The 21,358-nt window shown below is 72.3% G+C and carries 15 protein-coding genes; 7 read left to right on the top strand and 8 right to left on the bottom strand.

Going from position 1 to position 21,358, the window contains the following annotated elements:
- Positions 1–258 precede the first annotated feature (258 nt).
- From KYK13_RS36670 to KYK13_RS39160, 3 genes are all read left to right on the top strand, one after another.
- Positions 259–1,185 (top strand): hypothetical protein, encoded by a 927-nt coding sequence (locus tag KYK13_RS36670; RefSeq protein ID WP_223639584.1) that lies wholly within the window; start codon positions 259–261, stop codon positions 1,183–1,185.
- Between the two features lie 218 nt (positions 1,186–1,403).
- Positions 1,404–2,252: a carboxypeptidase-like regulatory domain-containing protein gene (locus KYK13_RS36675; RefSeq protein WP_223639587.1), complete on the top strand. Its 849-nt coding sequence runs from the start codon at positions 1,404–1,406 to the stop codon at positions 2,250–2,252.
- A gap of 148 nt (positions 2,253–2,400) precedes the next feature.
- Positions 2,401–4,368 carry an ATP-binding protein gene (locus tag KYK13_RS39160; protein WP_304504076.1) on the top strand — a complete coding sequence of 656 codons (1,968 nt, stop codon included), beginning with the start codon at positions 2,401–2,403 and terminating at the stop codon, positions 4,366–4,368.
- On the opposite strand, the gene KYK13_RS36685 is transcribed toward KYK13_RS39160, so the two are convergent.
- Together KYK13_RS36685 and KYK13_RS36690 are read right to left on the bottom strand one after the other, a co-directional pair.
- Positions 4,365–5,399, bottom strand: a complete 1,035-nt coding sequence (locus tag KYK13_RS36685; protein ID WP_223639590.1) for a tolB protein precursor protein — start codon at positions 5,397–5,399, stop codon at positions 4,365–4,367. The genes KYK13_RS39160 and KYK13_RS36685 overlap by 4 nt on opposite strands.
- Before the next feature lie 88 nt (positions 5,400–5,487).
- Complete coding sequence (locus KYK13_RS36690; protein WP_223639593.1) at positions 5,488–7,104, bottom strand: N-acetylmuramoyl-L-alanine amidase; 1,617 nt, start codon at positions 7,102–7,104, stop codon at positions 5,488–5,490.
- A 433-nt stretch (positions 7,105–7,537) separates the two neighbouring features.
- Between KYK13_RS36690 and KYK13_RS36695 the strand changes: the two genes are divergently transcribed.
- Together KYK13_RS36695 and KYK13_RS36700 are read left to right on the top strand one after the other, a co-directional pair.
- Positions 7,538–8,281: a metallophosphoesterase gene (locus KYK13_RS36695; RefSeq protein ID WP_223639597.1), complete on the top strand. Its 744-nt coding sequence runs from the start codon at positions 7,538–7,540 to the stop codon at positions 8,279–8,281.
- Positions 8,282–8,359: 78 nt separating this feature from the next.
- Positions 8,360–8,941, top strand: a complete 582-nt coding sequence (locus tag KYK13_RS36700) for a DUF2378 family protein (protein WP_223639600.1) — start codon at positions 8,360–8,362, stop codon at positions 8,939–8,941.
- 64 nt (positions 8,942–9,005) lie between these two features.
- Here the strand turns inward: KYK13_RS36700 and KYK13_RS36705 are convergent, their stop codons facing one another.
- On the bottom strand, positions 9,006–10,019 hold the full coding sequence (locus KYK13_RS36705; RefSeq protein ID WP_223639603.1) for a hypothetical protein: 1,014 nt from the start codon (positions 10,017–10,019) through the stop codon (positions 9,006–9,008).
- A gap of 397 nt (positions 10,020–10,416) precedes the next feature.
- On the bottom strand, positions 10,417–12,414 hold the full coding sequence (locus tag KYK13_RS36710) for a potassium transporter Kup (protein ID WP_370645234.1): 1,998 nt from the start codon (positions 12,412–12,414) through the stop codon (positions 10,417–10,419).
- 180 nt (positions 12,415–12,594) lie between these two features.
- On the opposite strand from KYK13_RS36710, the gene KYK13_RS36715 reads away from it, so the two are divergent.
- The gene (locus tag KYK13_RS36715) at positions 12,595–15,165 is read left to right on the top strand and encodes a GAF domain-containing protein (protein ID WP_223639606.1); all 2,571 of its coding nucleotides are present in this window, start codon (positions 12,595–12,597) and stop codon (positions 15,163–15,165) included.
- On the opposite strand, the gene KYK13_RS36720 is transcribed toward KYK13_RS36715, so the two are convergent.
- The 3 genes from KYK13_RS36720 to KYK13_RS36730 all read right to left on the bottom strand — a co-directional run bounded on the left by KYK13_RS36720 (position 15,162) and on the right by KYK13_RS36730 (position 18,848).
- On the bottom strand, positions 15,162–16,145 hold the full coding sequence (locus KYK13_RS36720; RefSeq protein WP_223639610.1) for a hypothetical protein: 984 nt from the start codon (positions 16,143–16,145) through the stop codon (positions 15,162–15,164). The genes KYK13_RS36715 and KYK13_RS36720 overlap by 4 nt on opposite strands.
- 8 nt (positions 16,146–16,153) lie before the next feature.
- Complete coding sequence (locus KYK13_RS36725; RefSeq protein ID WP_223639612.1) at positions 16,154–16,699, bottom strand: hypothetical protein; 546 nt, start codon at positions 16,697–16,699, stop codon at positions 16,154–16,156.
- Positions 16,700–16,820: 121 nt separating this feature from the next.
- The gene (locus tag KYK13_RS36730) at positions 16,821–18,848 is read right to left on the bottom strand and encodes an alpha/beta fold hydrolase (RefSeq protein WP_223639614.1); all 2,028 of its coding nucleotides are present in this window, start codon (positions 18,846–18,848) and stop codon (positions 16,821–16,823) included.
- A gap of 332 nt (positions 18,849–19,180) precedes the next feature.
- Between KYK13_RS36730 and KYK13_RS36735 the strand changes: the two genes are divergently transcribed.
- On the top strand, positions 19,181–20,668 hold the full coding sequence (locus KYK13_RS36735) for a DUF4397 domain-containing protein (RefSeq protein WP_223639616.1): 1,488 nt from the start codon (positions 19,181–19,183) through the stop codon (positions 20,666–20,668).
- 5 nt (positions 20,669–20,673) lie between these two features.
- Here the strand turns inward: KYK13_RS36735 and KYK13_RS36740 are convergent, their stop codons facing one another.
- Positions 20,674–21,327, bottom strand: a complete 654-nt coding sequence (locus tag KYK13_RS36740) for an autotransporter outer membrane beta-barrel domain-containing protein (RefSeq protein ID WP_223639618.1) — start codon at positions 21,325–21,327, stop codon at positions 20,674–20,676.
- Positions 21,328–21,358 lie beyond the last annotated feature (31 nt).

Here is a 21,358-nt window from a genome sequence, read left to right on the forward strand (position 1 = left end):
GTGCCCGTGGCCTCTCGCCCCGGGTGCTGCGCGCAGGACGCTCCGACCGCGCGTCCGAAGTCCACATCCGACATCCGCATGCCTCCCAGCGCGGCGTCTCAGGGCCGCGATCCGGGTGTCATATCAGGCGGGCCCCTTCCCCTCCCGGCGGGCGGGCGGCGTTCCGGATGAATTAACGGGGAGGCCAGCCGTCGGTGGGGCCAAGAGGTTGCGGAGCGGGACGCTTTGAGGGTCCACTTCCGCGCCAGGAGACCCATCATGAACCGCTTGCTCGCCCTGGTCGTCCCCCTCGCCCTGTTGATGGGGACGGGCTGTGTCGTCGAGGCCCACTCGCACCGCCCCGTCCGCCGCGTGGCCTACGTCGAGCCCGCCCCCGTGGTGCAGTACCGGTTCGCCGGCGCGCACCCCGTCCCCGACGACTACGGCGGTGGCTGGTGCCCGGAGGACTACGCCCACGTCCACGACTACCAGCCGCCCCAGGCGTCCTACGTCTACACGGACGACGTGTACTACTACCGGGGCCCGACGGTGGTCTGGTACTGGGACTACCACCCCACCCCCAGCGGCGGTTACTGCAACCTCCACGGCCGCCACCAGCACGACTTCTACCCGCACGGCTCCTGGGGCGCGGGCTACTCCTACGACCGCGGCAGCCGCGGCTACCGCTGGAGCAACAGCCACCAGGCCTCCGCGATCCCCGGCCGCAACAACGTCGCCCCCTCGCGGCCCGCGCCCGCTCCCGGCCCGGTCTACCAGGGCCGCAATCCGCCTCCGGGCGGCACGGGCACCGGCGCCCGTCCTCCCAGCGGCTCCGGCTGGGGCCGCAACAACGTCGCTCCCTCCAGCAACGGGCGGGACAACCGGGACGACGACAGGGACAACGACCGTGGCAACGGCGGCGGTTGGAACACGCCGGCCAGCAAGAGCCGCGACGATGACCGTGACAACAACCGCGGCAACGACCGTGGCAGCGACCGCGGCAACAGCGGCCGGAGCAGCGGCGGCTGGGACAGCGGGAGCAGCGGCGGCCGGGGCAGCAGCGGGAGCAGCAGCGGCAGTAGTGGCAGCAGCGGCCGGGGCAGCAGCGGCGGCAACGGAAGCAGCGGAAGCAGCGGCGGTGGGTGGAACACCGGCAGAAGCTCGGGTTCCTCGTCCGGCTCCGGCAGGAGCGGGTCGGGCTGGTAGGCGCTCCGCTTCCACCTCGCTGGCGTGACCCGCGGCACCGGGCGCGGCCTTCCGACACTGGCGGAAGGCAGGCTCCCGGTGCCGACGTGTTTTCAACACCCGGAGGGCCCGTCGTCCGGGGCGTACGGCCCGCGGGCGCGACGGTGCGTCGTGAAGGGGACGGACGGCGCCGGGGGGCGGATTGCGGCCATCCCCGGCCGTGAAGATGTTGCCGCGCGATGAAACACTACATTCGGGCGGCGGGTGGGGCCGTGCTCGGGCTGCTGGCGGTGGCCTGTGGCGGCGGCGGATACACACCGGATCCTGGCGTGCGGACCGAGGACGCCGAGGCGGTGGACCTGGAGAACCTTCGCATCCTCGTGAGCGGCGAGGCACGCGTGTTCCCTGAAGCGGAGGGAATGACCGCCGTGCCCGCGTCGCTCACAGGCATGGCGCTCACCGTGGAGGAGCCGCTGCGCGTGGCCGTCAACGACTCGGCCGCCACCTTCGCCACCGGCGAGGTCTCCAAGGATGGCGCCTTCCGCATCACCGACGTGCCCGTGCGCGACGTGCACCAGGGGCTCGCGGTGGGCCTGGCGCACGACGGCCTCGTGCGCAGCACCACGCTCGTCTACGACACGGCCTTCACCGGCACCCGTCCGCGCACGGACATCATCGACGCGCACGTCTGGGCCCTGCCCACCGCGTTCGTGGATCATCTGGGCGCCGCCGTGGGTGCGCCGCGGCTTCAGGGGCACACCGGAGACCCGGAGGCCACCCTGGCCTCCGCGGGCTTCGTGCTGGGGCGCGTGGTGGACCTGAGCGGTCAGCCGGTGGGCGGCGTGCGCGTGGCGCTCGACCGCGCCGACCTGGCGGACCGCGTCTACTACCCGTCGGAGGATCTGACCTCCGTGAGCACCACGGGCACCGCGGCGAACGGGCTGTTCCTCTTCGTGCACTCGGGCGCCGGCGTTTCCTCCTTCCAGCTGTCCGTCGAAGGCACCGACGCCTATGTGCCACGCAACGTCGACGTGGGCCCGGGCCTGGGCGTGGTGCTCACCGTCTACCCGGGCCGCTACCCGCCTTGACGAACCCTGGACAGGCCTGACATCCCCGCCTAGAACGGACATCCTTCCAACCCCGGCGTCCCATTGCCGGGGCGCCCCCGAGACGTGATGTTGTGGCAGGATGCAGGGCTGGCGTTCCGGGGGGACGCGGATGATGAGCGGCCGATCCATGCCACGAAGCACGGCGTTGGTCCGTGCCCTTGCGCGCAGCTCCTCGGTGGCGGCCTGCCTGGTGGGCATGCTCGTGCTGGTGGGCTGGGCGCTGGACGTCATGGTCCTCAAGTCCATGGGCGCCGCGATCCCCGCCATGCGCCCCAGTGCCGCGCTCGGGTTGATGCTGGGTGGGGTGGCCCTGGGCCTGCGCCTGCCGGCCTCGACCCACCGCGCGCGCCACCGGCTGGGCACCGCGCTCGCGCTGGCCACGGCGCTGGTGGGCGCGGCGAGCCTCGTGGATGGCGTCGTCACCGGTGGCAACGGCGGCCTGGACGCGCTGTTCCTGCGCGCCTTCGGTGCGGACGGCGGCGCGCCCAGCGCCGCGGCGTCGCCGCTGACGGGGCTGTGCCTGATGCTGCTGGGCCCGGCGCTGGCGCTGGTGGACCGGGGGCACCCGCAGCGGCTGTCGTGGTCGGACGCGCTGGTGGTGCTGGCGCTGATGGCGGCGCTGACGGGCCTCAACAGCTTCCTGCTGGGCCCGCTGGTGACGCCCGCGGCCGCTCCGTACTTCCAGGAGCGCAGCCTGGGGCTGCACACCACGCTCGTGCTGATGCTGCTGGCCATGGGCACGCTGTGCGCCCGGCCGGAGCTGGGGCTGATGGCGCGGCTCACGCGGGACACGCTGGGCGGCTTCGTGGCGCGGCGGCTGGTGCCGGTGACGCTGCTGGGGCCGCCGGTGCTGGGGCTGACGCTGGTGCTGCTCGACCTGACGGGCGAGCTCAGCCACGACGCGAAGCTGCCGCTCTTCGCCACGGTGGTGGCGGCCGGAGGGGCCACGCTGGTGCTGCTGGCGGCGCGGGCGCTGGACGTGCTCGACACGGAGCGCATGCGGGCCACCGCCGCGCTGGAGGCCTCCGAGGAGCGCTTCCGCACCTTCCTGGACACCGCGCCGGACCCCATGGTGGTGGTGGACGCCAGCGGCCGCGTGCGCTTCGCCAACGCGGAGGCCGAGCGCGTCTTCGGCTACCGCCGGCAGGCGCTGCTGGGCCGCGAGGTGGCGCTGCTGGTGCCCGGAGGGCTCCAGGGGCCGTCCGCCGGCGAGGGCCCGGGGCGCGCCACCGGTGGACGGCTGGTGACGGGCCAGCGGCAGGACGGCACCGGCGTGCCGCTGGAGGTGCGGCTGAGCCCGCTGGAGGGCGAGGACGACGCCACGCGCATCGCCATCCTGCGCGACGTCACCGAGCGCCGGGACCTGGAGAAGCTGCGCGAGGAGTACGTGGGGCTCATCTCCCACGACCTGCGCAACCCGCTGAACACCATCAACCTGCGCGCCCACCTGCTCCAGCGCGCGCTGCACGAGCGGAAGCTGGAGCGCGAGGGCCACATGGCCCAGGCCATCATCCACAACGTGGAGTGGATGAGCACGATGATCGAGGAGCTGCTGGAGGGCTCGCGGCTGGAGTCCGGCCGGGTGACCCTGCACCGCGAGGCGCGCGACCTGGGCCGCTTCCTGGAGGAGGTGCTGGAGCGCGACGTGCCGCCCGACACGCGCGAGCGCTTCCGGCTGCACCGGGAGGAGTCCTTGCCGCCGGTGCCCATCGACGCCGCGCGGCTGGAGCGCGTGGTGACGAACCTGCTGACCAACGCGCTCAAGTACAGCCCCAAGGGGACGCCGGTGGACGTGCGGCTGTCCGCCGTGCACGACCACGCCGTGGTGTCGGTGACCAACCAGGGCCCGGGGCTGTCCGCCCGGGACGCGGCGCGCCTGTTCGACAAGTACTACCGCACGGAGGACGGCCGCCTGCAGGACGGCAAGGGGCTGGGCCTGGGGCTCTACATCAGCCGGCTCATCGTGGAGGCCCACTCCGGCCACATCTGGGTGGAGAGCGAGCCGGACCGGGGCATCACCTTCTTCTTCAGCGTGCCCCTGCAGCTCCCCGGCGCCCCTACGAAGTCCGAGCCGCTGCGCCAGCGCACGGGTTAGCGCGGCACGAACCAGCGGGGCAGCCAGTCCGCGCCCTTCGCCGTGGTGAGCCGCGTCTGGCCGGTGCCGTCCGCGCGCATGAGGTACAGGTCGGTGTCGCCGTCGCGCTCGGACACGAACACCAGCGCCTTGCCGTCCGGGCTCCACGCCGGCATGTCGTCGCGGTGCTGGCCATCCGTCAGCGCCACCGGCGCGCCTCCCGCCACGTCCGCCACCCAGATGCGGCTCTTGCCGTCCGGCAGCCGCGCCACGTACGCAATTCTCTTCCCATCCGGGCTGAAGGCCGCCTCGCGCTCGTCGCCCGCGAAGCCCTCTCCGGAGACGGCGCTCAGGTCCGCTCCGTCCGCGCGCACCCGGTACACGCGCTCCTTGCGCTCGCGGTTGCTCACGAACAGGAGCCACCTGCCGTCCGGGCTCCACTGCGGCGTCCGGTCCTCCAGGTAGAACGTGGTGATGCGGCGGGGCTCGCCCGTGCCGTCCGCCCGGTAGACGTAGACCTCCGGGTCCCCGTCCCCGCTGCACACGCACGCCACCTCCGTGCCGTCCGGGGACACCGCGGGCTCGAAGCAGCCCTGCTTCACGTGCGTCAGCTGCGTGTCCACCGCGTTCGCCTCGGGCAGCACCCGCACCACGTCGCTGAAGCCCTGCGCGTCGGACTCCGCGACCAGCCACGTGCCGTCCGGCGCCCAGGCCGCGTTGCGCGCGCGGGGCCGGGGCGGATGCAGCGCCACGGAAGGACCTCCCGCGAGCGGCTGCAGACGCAGCTGCTGGAAGACGCGCCCGTTCGCCTCGCCCGACGCAATCACCAGCAGCGTGCGGCCGTCCGGCGACGGCGGGCCGGGGTACTCGTCCTCCGGCGCGGAGGTGACCTGCGTCTCCTCGCCCGTGGGCGTCACCCTCCAGACGTCCTTCTGCCCCGCCCTTTCGGAGAGGAAGACGATGGTGCCCGGCAGGGCCCGCCGCTCCGCCTCCGACAGCGCGCCGGGCGCCGGGGCCGCGCCAGCGCCACCGCAGCGGCCCTGACACCCCATGGCGCCCAGCAGGGCGAGCAGGACCCAGCCCCACCGTGGCCGCGAGGGCCCGGAACGCGCCTTCCGTCCAAGGCCCTCGCGCCTCACGTCAGCGCACCCGGACCGCGTCGGCCATGACCACGTAGCCCGCGGTCGTCCAGCGGCTCAGCTGCACCTTGTTCCAGCCCGCGGAGAAGCTCCACGTGCCCAGCTGCACCCACTTGCTGCCGTTGGTCTGCTGGTTGACGGACACGCGGCCCACCTCGGCGCCCGACGCGTTGTAGGCGATGAACGGCGCCGTGGGGGAGCGGTTCGTGCCCTCCACCCACCAGGCGTCAATCGTGCGAGTCTGCGCGGTGGGCAGGTAGAACTCGAACGTGGCCGGCGCGGAGACGGCCTCCGTGGCCGCGTAGTAGTAGCCGCTGCCGTAGTAGCCGGCGCTGTAGCCGTCCGTCCACGTGCCCGTCAGCGAGAACTTCGCCTTGGACGCGTCGTTGTTGGCGCTGTTGCTGTCGATGATGATCTCACCCGACGGCGTCGAGGTGCCGCAGTAGCTGTTGATCTTGCTGATGTACGACGACCACGGCCAGTTGGGGCCCGGGTCCGTGCGCGAGGCCGGCTGGAGCCTGCCGTGCGCCACGATGTGGTAGCTGTCCTTGAGGATGGCGTTGTCGCGCGCGATGTCGCACGACAGCTTCGCGGACGCGTCGATCTGCCCCGCCGGGAAGGACGTCTGGCTGGCGTAGCCGCCGTGCTCGATGCCGATGGTGAAGTGGTTGGCCGACACGCCGTTGAGCCAGCACTCCTTGCTGCCGTTGAGCGAGCAGTCATACGTGGCGCCGATGTGCCAGGCGCGGTTGGCCTCATTCACCAACTGGGAGACCTCGCTGCCGCTCTCGTTCACCACGTAGTGCGCGCTCACCTGCGAGGCGCTGTTGGTGAGCCAGCTCCAGCAGGACGAATAGGAGCCCTCACAGGTGTGGATGATGATCATCGACGGGTCGCCCGTGCTGCCCGAGGGGCGCGAGTTGTAGTTGGGCGACGGGCGCCACACGGCCGCGCCGTAGTTCGGCCCCGCCGCCATGGCGCGCACCTGGGGACGCGCGAACTTCGCCTCCACCTTCACCGGCTCCAGCGACGCGGCCACCGACCCGTCCTGGTTGAGCGCCACCACGCCCTCGTTGAGGACCGCGTACACGCCGCGGTGCACGTGCTCCGCCTGCGCCTCCGGGTTGGTGATGCCGCTCAGCTGGGCCACCACCGGCGCCCACGCGGACAGGTCCCCGCGCTCCACCTTCGCGTCCGTGGCCAGCTGCGACAGCCGCGCCGCGCCCGCGCGCAGGTTGGACAGCGCGTCCGTGCGCGCCGCCTCCACCGACACGCCCGCCAGCGCCGCGCCCTGCTCCAGGTCCTCACCGCGCAGCGCCATCAGGCCGAACGCCGGCTGCTGGCCCGGGAACTCCGCCTCGCCGCGCACCATCTGCCAGCGCGTCTCCGCGTAGGAGACCGCCTTGAGCAGCTCCACCGGGACGTTGAACTCCTGCGCGGCCTGCGCGAACAGCGGATCCATCTCACGCGGCAGCGTGCTGCCGGCCGTGTCCGGAGAGGGCTGCGACGGCGTCTCGGCCGGAGCGGGCTCGGTGGGCTGCTGCTGCGCCTGGGGGCCACACGCGGACAACACCAGGGCGGCGGCCATCGCCGCGAAGGGACTGCGGAAGGTCGACATGAGGGGAACTCCAACGTCGGGGGAGGAACTCCACGGCCCGCCCCCGCTTTCCCACGGAGACGGCTGGAGCCGCCTCCACAGCACCGTGCGTGCCAGCCGCCTCCGGCCCGTCACCTTCGTCCCGTTCTCTTCCGCGACCGGTGCATGCATGCTCCACCCGCACGACGAGCGCGGTGTCGCAGGGAACCCCAACCACCTGAAATCACTGAATTACACACATGTCTTGACTCACCCATTTCACCCGGCGTCCGACATGGTGCATCCGTGCCGCACTGCCGTGTTTCAGGACATCCGTGGCGTAACGTCTTGTTACGCATTTTCCTGTATTAATCACTATTTGAAGCCTTGGCGGACCCGGGGCCCGAGCCGTCCGGGCGGGCGGCGTGCGGGAAGAGCCGACACCGGGGCGGGCCATCCGGTATGACGCCGCACCATGCGGCTCTTCGGTATTGGCGACACGCACCTGCCCTCCACCCGGCAGAAGGACATGCACCGCTTCGGCTGGACGGACCACCCGCTCCCGCTGCAGCGCGCGTGGGATGAACGGGTGCGGCCGGAGGACGCGGTCATCGTCGCGGGCGACATCTCCTGGGCCACCCGTCCCCACGAGGTGATGGAGGACCTGGCGTGGCTGGACGCGCGGCCCGGCCGCAAGGTGCTGGTGCGCGGCAACCACGACTACTGGTGGGGCGACTCCGCGTCGAAGCTGCGCAAGCTGCTGGAGCCGTTCCGCACGCTGGAGGGCTTCCTGCACAACAACGCCGTGGTAATGGGGCCGTGGGTCATCGCCGGCTCGCGGCTGTGGACGGCGCCGGAAGCGCCGCCCATGCCCGGCGGGGAGATGGGCGACGAGCAGGGGGACTCCGGCTACGTGGAGCGCGAGACGCGCCGGCTCAACACCTCCATCGAGGACGCGCTCAAGAAGGAGGCGGCCCACCCCACGCCGCTCACCCGGGTCGTGGCGGTGCACTTCCCGCCCGTGTACGCGAACGAGCGGGCCACCGCGTTCAGCGCGCCCATCGAAGCCTTCGCCCCCAAGGTCTGCGTGTACGGCCACCTGCACTCGAGCGGCATCCCCGCGGGCTTCACCGGTGAACGGGCGGGCGTGCGCTACGTGCTCGCGTCCTGCGACGCGGCCGGCTTCGCGCCGGTGCTGCTGGACGAGCGCGGACTGTGAGTGAAGCGCTTTGTCGACAGGTGAAAGGGGCCCGTTAAGCTGGCCCCGGGTTCGCCCGTGAACCAAGGAGTGGAAGGCATGCCGTCGGACAAGGCCGAGCTCGCCGCCCGGATCGCCGTTCTGCAGTCGGGGGACTCCATCCGTGGACTCATCTTCAAGTCCGTCTTCGGCCTGGTGCAGCAGCACGCGGGCGCCATCGGGATGGAGAAGCTGCGCGTGGGGGAGCTGGACCACGACTACGCGGAGCTGCGCTCGTACCCGGCCCGGGAGTTCCTCACGCTCCTGTTCCACACGGCGGACCTGCTGGAGGGCGCGCTCGGCCCCGCGGACGCGGTGTTCCACGCGTGCGGCGAGGTGAGCATCACCCGCTACTCCACCGGACCCGGCATGCTGGTGTTCGGCATCATCTCCCGGGGAGACCCCCAGAAGCTCTTCGCGGGCGCGCAGATGGCGTACAGCGCGGCGGTGTCCTACGGCAACCGCGAGTACCTCACGACGGGCCCCAAGTCCGGCACCCTGCGCATGCGCCGGGACATGATGCCGCCCGCGTACCACGTGGGCATCCTCACCGGCTCGCTGAAGGTGCTGGGGTTGACGGGCAAGGCCACCGCGAAGCCGCAGGGCATCGACCGCGTCGACTACGACATCGAGTGGACCTGAAGCGGGACGCGGGGCCGCGCGCCGGCAGCGCTTCGCGGGGACTTCCGGGAGGCTCCCGCGGACGTCAGTCGACGCGGGTGTAGGTCACGTCCAGCTGCGCCACCACGCGCTCACCGACGGACGCCCAGCAGGCGAAGGTGTGGTCCGCGCCGCGCACGTGGGTGCGGTGCGCGCCGAACACCACCGTCTGGCCCGCGTAGGCCAGGCTGTCCGCGGACAGCTTCACGTCCCTGGCCACGAAGCGGGCGCCAGGGGCCTGCTCCAGCTTGCGGCCCAGCGTGGTCGCCATGCGCGTCATGCCGCCCGCGACGACGGCCACCGGCATCACCGGGTGCATGGCGAAGTGGCCCTTGCACAGCTCCGAGGTGACCGTGAGCGACGCGGACATCAGGTCGCCGTCCATGCGGAAGTCCTGGAGGTCCAGCGGCTTGCTGTACGGGTTCTGCCGCAGCTTGGCCCACTCCTCCGGGGTGCGCTGCACGGTGTCCGCGGGGCGCGGCTCGCGGCGCATCTCCACGCGGGCCTCGCCGAACAGGCGGGCGAAGGCGGCGGCGGACAGCACGTTGTAGTCCACCTCCAGCCTGAACAGCGGCGTGCCGTCCGACGCGGACAGGAGCGTGCGCGCCGTGCAGGTGCGCTTGCCGGTGTACTCCGCCTGCGCCAGCGCCCACAGCATGTCCGTGGCGCGCTCCTGCGGCGCCGGCCGCAGCCACTGACCGCGCGCCGCGCTGGCCAGGTAGAAGTGCTGCCCGTCCTTGGGCGCCACCAGCGCCGCGCCGCACGAGCCCAGGATGGCCAGGTGCCGGCCCGCCTCGCCCAGCCCCAGCGGCATCGCCTCCGCGTCCGGCGCCATCTGCACCGGCACGCGCGCCACCACCTCGCCCGGCAGCACCGTCACGTCCTTCAGCGCGAAGTACGGATCACGCACGCAGATGCGCGGGTACAGCTCCTGGGCGCTCAGCACCGTGTACGGCGCCGCGTCCGACAGCGGCATCCGCGGCTCGGCCATCCACGGCATGACGGACTTCACCGGAGAGGCCGGGGACGACACGGGAGCGGAGACGGTGGCCTGGAGCATGGGGGACTGACCTCGTTTCAGACGCCGGGTGCCGGGGGACACCTGGCCGCAGGGTAACCAAGGACTGTTACGACAGGGCAGGATTTTTCTCTGCCCCGCGAAATGATTCTCGATTTATCGGCGAAAGTGTTGCTGCCCCGCCATATTTTTCTGTCGGAACCGGAAAAACAGGGCGGAGGCGGTGTAATTTGAAGCAGGCAAGCCCCTGCGTAAAGGGCTGAGTAGCACCCACTGTCTGACACACATGGGTCTGAAATACCCCTCCCTTTAGGGCCGTGCCCATGTGTTTCCACGGGGTTACGAGGCGGAATAAACCTCAAGCCCCGCAAAACACGCGCAACACAGCCCGAGTAGGTTTTCTACTCATGGGGTGAAGTCATGGTGCGGCGTGGCCGGATTACAGCTCCACCTGACTGCCCAGCTCCACCACGCGGTTGGGCGGAATCCGGAAGTAGGCGGTGGCGCTGCGGGCGTTGCGGCTCATCCAGGCGAAGAGGGCCTCGCGCCAGACGGCCATGCCGGGCTTCTTGGTGGGGATGAGCGTTTCGCGGCCCAGGAAGAAGCTGGTGCCCATGAGCTGGAACTGGAGGCCCTTCTCCCGGCAGCGCTTGAGGATGTCCGGGATGCTGGGGTTCTCCATGAAGCCGTAGCGGGCGACGACGCGCACGAAGCCCTGCTCCAGGGGCTCCACCTCCACGCGCTCGCCCGCGACGACGTGGGGAATCTCCTCCGGGATGATGGTGAGGAGCACCACCTGCTCGTGGAGGATCTTGTTGTGCTTCAGGTTGTGCAGGAGCGCGGGCGGGGTGCCCTCCGGGTTGCCCGTCATGAAGATGGCGGTGCCGGGCACGCGCACGGGCGGGTGGTCCCCGAAGCTGCCCAGCAGGTCCTTGAGGCTGAGGCTGGCCGCGCGCAGCTTGCCGGCGAGGATGTCCCGGCCGCGCTTCCAGGTGGTCATCAGCGTGAAGATGCAGACGGCGAGCAGCAGCGGGAACCAGCCGCCGTCTGAAATCTTCACCGCGTTGGCGCCGAAGAAGGACAGGTCCACCAGCAGGAACAGCCCCGCGACGGGCAGGGCCACGGCGCGGCTGACGCCCCAGCGCTCGCGGGCCACCACGTAGGCGAGCACCGTGGTGATGGCCATGGTCGTCGTCACCGCGATGCCGTACGCCGCCGCCAGCCGGCTGGAGGAGCCGAAGCCCAGCACCAGCGACACCACGCCCACCAGGAGCACGCCGTTGAGGCCGGGCAGGTAGATCTGCCCCATCTCCTCCGCGGAGGTGTGCACCACCTCCATGCGCGGGCTGTAGCCCAGCTGCATGGCCTGGCGGGTAATGGAGAAGGAGCCGGAGATGAGGGCCTGGGACGCGATGACCGCGGCGCCGGTGGCCAGGGCCACCAGCGGGTAGCGGGCCCAGTCCGGAGCCAGGAGGAAGAAGGGGTTGCGGGCGGCCTCCGCGTGGCGCAGGAGCAGCGCCCCCTGCCCCAGGTAGTTGAGCACCAGCGAGGGCAGCACCAGGCCGAACCACGCGCGCTTGATGGGGCCCGAGCCGAAGTGGCCCATGTCCGCGTAGAGCGCCTCTCCGCCCGTCACCACCAGGAACACGGCGCCCAGCACCAGGAAGCCGTGCCCCCCGTTGTCGATGAAGAAGTGCACGCCGTGCAGGGGCGACAGGGACCAGAGCACCGCGGGGTTGTGCAAGAGCTCCTTCAAGCCCAGGACGGCGATGACCACGAACCACAGGCTCATGAAGGGGCCGAACACCGCGCCGATGCCGCCGGTGCCCTTCCTCTGCACGAGGAACAGCAGCCCCAGGATGATGAGCGAGATGGGCAGGACGTACGGCTCGAAGACGGGGGTGGCCACGCTCAGGCCCTCCACCGCGCTCAGCACGGAGATGGCCGGGGTGATGAGGCCGTCGCCGTAGAGCAGCGCCGCGCCGAAGATGCCCAGGGTGATGAGCACGGGCCGGGCGCGGTGGGACTGCCCCCGGGGCCGGTGCATGGCCAGCGCCATCAACGCGAGGATGCCGCCCTCGCCCCGGTTGTCCGCCCGCATCACGAAGATGAGGTACTTCACCGACACGACGATGATGAGCGACCAGAAGATGAGCGACAGCACGCCCATCACGTTCGCCGGCGTCGGGGTGATGCCGTGCGGGCCGGTGAAGCACTCGCGCAGGGCGTACAGCGGGCTGGTACCGATGTCTCCGTAGACGATGCCCAGCGCGCCCAGCGCCAGCATGAAGATGCGTTTGGGAGAGTCCGGCCCTTCTGCAGGGGCGGACGGTGATTCCGAAGGTGCGTTCACGGCCCCCGACTTAGCTGAACCCGGGCCCACCGCAACGACTGCCGACACACTCCTTTGGTTTCCAACCGCTTCAGGTGCTCCCATGTGCGCGCACGGCTCCCTGCCCCCGGGGGTGCCGGGCCGTGGAACGAGGCGGGTGCCCGCCACCAACGCTTCCGGGGGGTGGGTGTCGAGCATCCACAGAAATCAGGGATGGCGGGACCTGAGACGCAGAGCGCGGTGGCCGCGTGCGTGTTCCCATGGCGGGTGCAACGGGGGGACGGCATGACGAGGGTTGCATCCAGGCGGGAGGAGGCGCGGCAGTACGGGGCGCGGCTTCCGGAAATCGAAGAGCGGCTGGCGCTGCTGGCGGAAGCCTCGCGGGTGTTGGCGGACGCGTCGCTGGAGCCCCCGGCGGTGATGGAGCGGCTGTGCGGCCTGGTGGTGCCGCTGCTCGGCTCCGCGTGCGCGCTGCGGCTGCTGACGGAGGACGGGCTGTGGCTGCGCACGGTGGCGTCGGCGGCGGACGTGCCGGAGGCGCGCGTGCGGCTGCAGGCGCTGTTCACCCAGCGGGTGCGCGCGGACGAGGGCGTGTCGGCGGAGGTGCTGGACACGGGCGAGGCGCAGGCGGTGGAGGCGGTGCTGGTGCTGCCGCTGAGGGCCCGGGGCCGCCCGCTGGGGACGCTGACGGTGTGGCGGGAGGCGCCGGAGCCGGCGTCGTTCGAGTCCGGGGAGCAGCTGTTGCTGCAGGAGCTGGCGGACCGCGCGGCGCTGGCGCTGGACGTGGCGCGGGCCTACGCGGGGGAGCGGCAGGCGCGGCAGGTGGCGGAGGTGGCGGCGGGGCGGCTCGCCCGGCTGCAGCACGTCACGGCGGAGCTGTCGGAGGCGCTCACCGCGGCGCGCGTGGCGGAGGTGGTGCTGGAGCAGGGGCTGACGGTGGCGGACGCGCAGGCCGGGGCGCTGTGGGGCGTGGAGCCGGGCGCGGCGAGCGCCACGCTGCTGCGCTGCGCGGGCTGCACACCGGACGCGGCGGAGCGGCTGAAGCGGATGCCCCTGGAGGGGGGCTCGCCGGTGGCGCGGGTGCTGCGCGAGTCCCGGCCGGTGTGGCTCATGGACGAGGACGCGCTGGCGGGGCAGGAGCGGCCGGCGCCCTCGTCGGCGTGCCTGCCACTGGTGGCGGACGGGCGGGCGCTGGGGGCGCTGGTGTTCACCTTCGGCCTGCCGCACAGGTTCGATGAGGACGAGCGGGCCTTCCTCCAGCTGGTGGCGCACCACGCGGCGCAGGCGCTGGCGCGGGCGCGGCTGCTGGAGCGCGAGCAGCGGGCGCGGGCGGCGCTGCGCGAGGCGCACGGGACGCTGGAGGCCATCATCCAGGCGAGCCCCACGGCCATCATGCTGTTGGACCCGGACGGCACGGTGCGGCTGTGGAATCCGGCCGCGGAGCGGATGCTGGGGTGGACGGCGGAGGAGGTGCTGGGGAAGGTGCTGCCGGCGGTGCCGCCGGAGCACTGGGAGGCGTTCCGCCAGGGCCTGGAGCGCGCCACGCGGGGCACGGTGCTGGACGGGGCCCCGCTGGCGGCGCGGCGGCGCGACGGGGGCGCGGTGCAGGTGGCCATGTGGACGGGGCGCGTGCACCCGGCGAGCGGCCCGCCGCAGTGCCTGAGCGTGATGGTGGACATCACCGAGCGCCAGCGCGGCGAGGCGGCGCAGCGCTTCCTCGCGGAGGCCGGCGGGGTGCTGGCGGGGAGCCTGGAGGAGGAGGAGACGCTGGAGCGCGTGGCGCACCTGGCGGTGCCGCAGTACGCGGAGGCCTGCGGCGTGTTCCTGGAGGACGAGTCCGGCGGCGTGCGCTGCGTGGCCACCGCGGGCGGCGAGGCCGGCGAGGTGCCGCCCCCGGGGCTCGCGGTGGTGGCGCGGGTCATCCAGTCCGGGAGGCCGGAGTCGCGCTCGGGGCTGTCGGGGGTGGACCCGTCGAGCGCTCGGGCGGGCGGGACGTGCGCGTACCTGTGCGTGCCGCTGCGGGTGCGGGGGCACACGCTGGGGGCGCTGACGTTCGTGACGTCGAGGCGGGCCTATGACGCGCAGGACCTGGCGCTGGCGCAGGAGCTGGCGCGACGGGCGGCGCTGGCGCTGGACAACGCGAGCCTCTACCGGGACGCGCGGGACGCCATCCGCCTGCGCGAGGAGTTCCTGTCCATCGCGAGCCATGAGCTGAAGACGCCCATCAGCGCGCTGCAGCTCCAGGTGCAGAGCCTGCTGGCGGGGCTGGCGCGGTCCGGGGCGGGGCTCGACCCCGAGCGGCTCAAGCGCGGCCTGGAGCGGGTGGACCGGCAGGTGAAGCGGCAGACGCTGCTGGTGAACGACCTTTTGGATGTGTCGCGCCTGAGCGCGGGGAAGCTGGAGCTGGTGCTCCAGCCCCTGGAGCTGGGGAGCCTGGTGCGCGAGGTGGCCGAGCGCTTCGAGCCGGAGTACGCGCGCACGGGCACGCCGCTGGAGCTGTCCCTGGCGCCGGAGGTGCGCGGGCAGTGGGACCGGCTGCGGTTGGATCAGGTCTTCACGAACCTGCTGTCCAACGCGCTGAAGTACGGCCGGGGCAACCCGGTGCGCGTGTCGCTGGAGGTGGACGGCAACCGGGCGCGCCTGAAGGTGCGGGATGGCGGCATCGGCATCGCGAAGGAGCACCTGCCGCGCCTGTTCCACCGCTTCGAGCGCGCGGTGTCCGAGCGCAACTACGGCGGCTTCGGGCTGGGGCTGTGGATCGCCCGGCAGATTGTCGAGGCGATGGGCGGCTACATCGAGGTGGAGAGCGTCCTGGGCGAGGGCTCCACGTTCACCGTGGAGCTGCCGCGCGGCTAGCGGTGGAGGGCGGGGAGCCCCTCCGCGATGAAGCCGCAGCCCCGCTGGGCTTCGCGGTGGTGGAGGACGTGGCAGCGCTCGGGGGTGGGGCAGTCGGTGTCGCGGGTGCAGGGCTTGAAGCAGTAGCCGCTGGCCTCGTCGCAGGTGAGGCCCCTCTCGCAGGGGGCCTGGGCGTCACAGCGGGTGCGGCACTCGAAGGCCTCGGTGTCGAGGGTGGGCTCGGCGAAGCCCCGCAGGCAGTCCTGGTGGGCGGCGCAGGGCGCGGCGTCCAGGCAGGCGGGGCCGATGAAGGGGCGGCAGGTGGGCACCGCTCCCGGGCCGTCCGTCTCACAGCGCTCGCCCGGGGGGCAGGCCCGGTCGCGGCAGCTGGGGACGCAGGCGCCGCGGACGCGGTAGGGATTGGGAGCGCACTCGGTGCCGGGGGCGCAGGCGTCCGGGTCGTGCACGCCGCACGGTGGGCCGCAGAACCCATGGATGCAGAGGAGCCCGGGGGCGCAGCGGCCCTCCGGCTCCCGCGCGTCTCCCGCGCACCGGTCCCCGGCGCGCAGTCCTCCCTTCGGCACGCAGCGGCGGAGGACCTGGCCTGACGCGGACGTGTCCACGGGGTGGCACGTGTCGGAAGGGGTGCAGTCCGACGCGTCGTCGCAGAAGCGGTGCAGGGGCTGGCAGTCGAGGAAGCCGAAGTCCGGGTGGTGCGCGCACACGGTGTCCGCGGGGCACGCGGAATCCGCGCCGCAGCGGTCCTCACACGCGAGGGAGCCCCGGGTGTCCGCGTGGCAGTTCGTGGGGACGTGGGTCAGCCGGACGCCGTTGCTCAGCACGACGGCGTCAGCGGCTTCGGAGCGCAGGTGGACGGGCTCGCCCGACAGGTCCGCCTGCGCGGTGAGGTCCGGTCCGGGCCACGCGAGCCACACGCCCGTGCCCACGGCGGTCACGAGCGCGAGGAAGGCGATGAGGAGGCTGAGCCTGCGCGGGTTCACCGCGGCGCTTATAGCGCCAGGAGCAGCAGCGACGCCTGCTCCGTGGGCGGAGCATTGATGAAGGCATCCGGCAGCGTGATTTGCGTAGGAGGCGTGGACGCGCGATCGCAGCTGCGCGGGCCCTCGTAGGTGCGGCCCGGCTCCTTCGCCTTCAGCCGGTACGTGCAGTCGTGCACGTACACCGTCAACTCCTGCGGCGACAACGTCAGGTTGGCGGGACGCCCGTGGAAGCCCCCCTTCGCCTTCAGCGCGTCACCTTCCTTCTTCACGTCCAGGTTCACCACCGAGGTCCCGATGTTGCCCGTCACCTTCTCGTCCCCCAGCCTCAACTGCACCGGGCTGTCCGCCACCCGGCCGCGCAGCTCGTTGGGCAGGCGGGACACCTGGAACGAGGGGCCCGTGACGTCGTCCGGCGTCATCCGCAGGTTGAACTGCGTCCGCGCGACGCTGAAGGCCAGCTGGTCCTGCTCGGAACCCGCCAGTGCGCCGCCCACCCCCGCGAGCACCGTCAATACTCCCACTCCCCGCCGCAACGTCTGGCTGTAGCGCTTCATGGTCACGTCCCTTCTGGCCCTCCGGCCGCGCGCAAAACGACTGCCTCTCCCCATCAATCTGCAACGTCCCCGGGCCGCCGCCATACCGGCGGCCGCCCGCGACTCGAGCAATGGGGAGGGGCTACTTGCCGCCCGCCTGCCCGGCGTCCGGGCCCAGCAGGTGCTTCTCGAAGAACATCAGCGCCGTCGTCTGGGCCATGTCCCGGTTGGACTTCTTCTGGAACCCGTGGCCCTCGTCCGTGGCCAGCAGGTACCAGACGTCCGAGCCCTTCTTGCGCACGGCCTGGACGATCTGCTCCGCCTCCGACTGCGGCACGCGCGGGTCGTTGGCCCCCTGCTGCACGAAGAGCGCCGCGCGGATCTTGTCCACCGACCCCAGCGGGGAGATGCGCTCCTGCACCTTGCGCACCGCCGGGTCGCGCTCGTCGCCGTACTCCGCGCGCCGCAAGTCCCTCCGGTACGCCTGCGTGTTCTGCAGGAACGACGGCAGCGACGAGATGCCCACCACGTCCACCGCCGCCTTGATGCGCTCCGGGAAGAACGCCGCCGTCGCCAGCGTCATGTAGCCGCCGTAGGAGCCGCCGTAGATGCCCACCCGCGACGCGTCCAGCTCCGGCCGCGAGGCGACGAAGTCCAGCGTGGCCCCGATGTCCGCCAGGCTCGCCTCGCGCTTCACGCCGTCATCCATGGCGCGGTACGCCTTGCCGTAGCCCTCCGAGCCGCGCACGTTGGGCAGCAGCACCGCCATCCCCAGCTCCGTCACCATCAACTGCGTCATGGCGCTGAAGCCGGGCTGGCTCTGCCCCTCGGGGCCGCCGTGGAACACCACCACCACGGGCACCTTCCCCTTCGCGTTCTTCGGCACGTACAGGAACGCCGGCACCTTCACGCCGTCCGTGGACGGGTAGCGCACCAGCTCCGGCTCCACGAACGTCTCCGGATCCAACCCGCCCACCTCCGAGCGCGTCCAGCGCGTGGTCTTCTTCGTGCCCAGGTCCACCGTGAAGACGTCCAGCGGCACGCGCGCGGACGTCAGCGAGAGCGCCACCCGGTCCGACCGCTTGTCCGGGAAGCGGACCTGCGAAATCACCCCGCGCGGCGTCTCCAGCGGCGACAGCGCCTGCGTGCGCGTGTCCAGCAGGTACAGCCTGCCGAAGCCCTCTTCGTTGAAGGCCACCGCCAGCTTGCGCCCGTCCGGAGACAGCTCCAGGCCCTGCACGTTCCAGCGCACCGACTTCGTCAGCGACGGCGGCGCGGCCGGGGGCGCGCCCGTGAGCGGCAGCCGGTACACCTCCGCGAAGTCGCTGTAGCGGTCCGTGGCCACGTACACGCCCTGCCCGTCGTGCGTGAAGACGGCGGCCTCCACGCTGCCCTTGCCCTCCTTGGGCGTGAGCTGCGTGCGCGCGTTCGTCTTCAGGTCCACCACGCTCAGGTCCGCGTCGTCCGCCGCGCGGTACTGGCGCACCAGCAGCTTGGCGCTGTCCTGGGAGAACTCCAGCGGCGCCCAGCTGCCCTCCACCTCCGTCACCCGCTTCGCCTGCCTGGGGTCCGACGTGGGCGCCACGTACACGTCGGTGTCCTTGCCGTTGCGGCCCGTGCCCGCGTACGCGAGCCAGCGGCCGTCCTTCGACATCACCAGCTCCTCGTGCCGGCTCTTGCCGTCCGTCAGCAGCTCCGAGCGGCCCGTGCGCCGGTCCAGCTTGAACACCTGGAAGAACTCTCCGCCGCCCGTGTCCTGCAGGTAGAAGAGGATCTGCGGATTGCCCGGCAGGAAGCGCGCCTGGTTGATGGGCTCCTTCGTGAAGGTGAGCTGCGTGCGCGCGCCCAGCGGCATCTCCACCACGTGCAGCTGGTTGACGTCCGCGAAGCGCGTGGAGATGAGCACCTGCTGCCCATCCCCGCTCAGGTCCAGGAGCTGTGCGGAGCGGGACTCCAGGTACTGCTGCACGCGCTGGGAGAGCGCGGGCGGCACCGGCGGCACGCCGCTCACCCACAGGTTGGGCAGGCCGGGCAGCGGGGCGATGCCGGGGACCGCGGACGGGGCCTTCGCGGCGGCCGGCGCGGGAGCCGCCGCCTTCGTCGATGGCGCGGGAGCGGGCGTCTGCGCCGTGAGCAGGGACACGATGAGCGGAAGGGACGCGAGGGTCATGATGCCGACCCTACCAGCGCCGTCGCGTTCCCCGGCATCCACGCGCGCCGCTCTCCCCTCCCCGCGCGATGACGCGTGTTGAACACTGGATGGCCCGCGAAGGTCACCGCTTCGATGCCGCATCGCGGCGGCCGGGTGATCGCACGCGCGGTCTTCGTGGGGCCGTTGCGCCCGTGATGCCCGGGACTTGCGACGTGCGCCGGTGCACAACGTCGCGGGCGGACAGTGGCCCGGGTGGGGGGGTTCGCCCGCGCGGAGGGGATGCCCACCCTTCCCCCTGTCGCCATCGGTGCCGAGCTGCGTGCGCGGCCCGCCGGGGAGGGGACTTCGACATGGCCTGGATGCGGGGGAAGACACTGCTCGTCGTCGCGCTCACGTCGCTGGGCGTTTTCGCGCCCGCGTGCGGAGGCGGCGCGGCGGAGGACCCCGGGACGCCGCCCGCCCAGGACGGTCCGGTGCTCGTCCCGCCCACGCAGGCGCAGCTGCGCATCGTGCAGGCCTCGCCGGGCTCACCCGCGATGGACGTCTACCTCGCCGGGGACCCCACGCCCGTGGCCCGGGCCGTGGCCTATGGCGCCACCACCGCCTACCTCACGCGCGACGCGGGCGCCGTCACCGTGGAGCTGCGGCCCACGGGCGCGACGGCCAGCTCGCCGCCCATCCTGTCCCAGCGCGTGGGCATGGAGGCCGGGACGCGCTGGACGGTGGTGACCGCGGGTGCGTTCGGCGCCACGGACCCCAGCACGGCGATGCGCACGCTGGTGCTTCGCGACAACACCGTGCCCGCGGATGGCGGCCAGACGCGCGTGCGTATCGTCAACGCCGGCACGGACGCGCCCACGGTGGGCGTGGACCTGGGCAATGACGGCTCGGTGGAGGTGGAGTCGCTCGCGCGCTTCCAGGACTCGGGAGAGGCGGCGCTGGTGCTGCCGTCGGGCGCCGCGTTCCAGGTGGGGCTTCGCACGGGCGGCAAGGCGCTGACGTCCTTCACCGTACCCGCGGCCGGCTCCGGCACCGACACGCTCATCATCGCCACGGGCCTCATGTCCGCGCCCGCACGCGCGGGGGACGGCTTCTCGCTGCTCACCGCGGGCCGCGACGGCACGCTGGCCATCCTCCGGCAGAACCCGACGGTATACGTGCTGCACGCGGCTCCGGACGCGCCCGCGCTGGACCTCTTCGCCAGCGACCATGAATTTTCCGGCGGGCTCTCCTACGGCGCGCTGTCCTCGCCGCTCCAGGTGCCGCCGGGCACGTACACCCTGGACTTCTTCGCCGCCACGCCCGGGACACAGCGCCCCACGGGCGACCCGGTGGTGACGGCGACGACGCCCACGCTCGTCCCGGGGGAGCGCTACCTGATGGTCGCCGCGGGTTACCTCGTGCCGCCACGGCCGACGGCGTCGCGCTTCACGCTGCTGCCCCTGATGGATCGCTTCTCGAGCGACCCCGCCAACCTGCGCCTGCGCTGGGTGCACGCGGCGGCGGACACGCCCGCCGTGGACGTGGGCCCGCTGGGCTCGGAGCGCCGCGTGCTGCCGGACGCGCCCTTCCTCGACGTGCCCTTCGCCTCGGCCACCGCGCAGGACGGCCTGCCGCTGCCTCCGGGCGGCACCGTCACGCTGGGCGTGGTGCCGTCCAATGATGCCAACCGCGCGCCGCGCACGAGCTTCTCCGTGAAGCCCCAGCCGGACACGCGCGCCTTCGCCGTGGCCACCGACACGCTCGGCTCCGCGCCCGGCAGCTGGGACCTGCAGCTCTTGTGGGTGGACGCCACCCGCACGCCGTGGACCGTGAGCACGCAGGCCCACGCGCCCTGACGTCATCAGAAGGCCCAGCCCACGTTGAGCAGGATGCGCTGGGTGAGGAGCCACGCGTGCTGGTGGATCCGCTTCATCTCCAGACCGCCGTTCAAGCTCCCGGTCAAGGAGTCGTAGGCCAGCGCCTCGCGGCGGGCCCCGAACCCCACGCCGCCCTGCACCGTGAAGCCGGGCTCCAGCACCACGCTGTACCCCACGACCGCCGCCCCGCCCACGGACCAGACCTTCGTGGGTTCGTTGTCGGGCGGCGTCCCCACCTCCGGGCTCACCACCGTCTCGTTGGTGGTGCGCCCCACGGCCACATCCAGGTGCGGTGAAACCCAGAGCCCCTGGGGCGCCCGGCCCGTCAGGTAGAAACGCACCGAAGGCGAGAGGCCGAGCTGCCAATTCCCGCTGTCGAAGCCCTCCACGCCGCCGGGCTGGACCTCGTCGAACCGCGAACGCACGTCCGTGAAGGATGCGAACACGCCCAACCCCACGGAGAAGTGCTCCCCCATCACGCGCTCGCCCTCCAGGGACAGCTGATTCAAGCTCTGGAGGGGGACGGACACAGTCACCACGTTTCGCCGCTCCACCGGGAACGACCCCGTGGTGACGCCCTCCTCCGCGAAGGCCCCCGCCGATACCAGCGCCAACGGCACCGCCAACTTCCACTGCATCGCGACCATCTGATGACCCCCGTCATGAAGC

Source organism: Corallococcus sp. EGB, assembly GCF_019968905.1.
GTDB lineage: Bacteria > Myxococcota > Myxococcia > Myxococcales > Myxococcaceae > Corallococcus.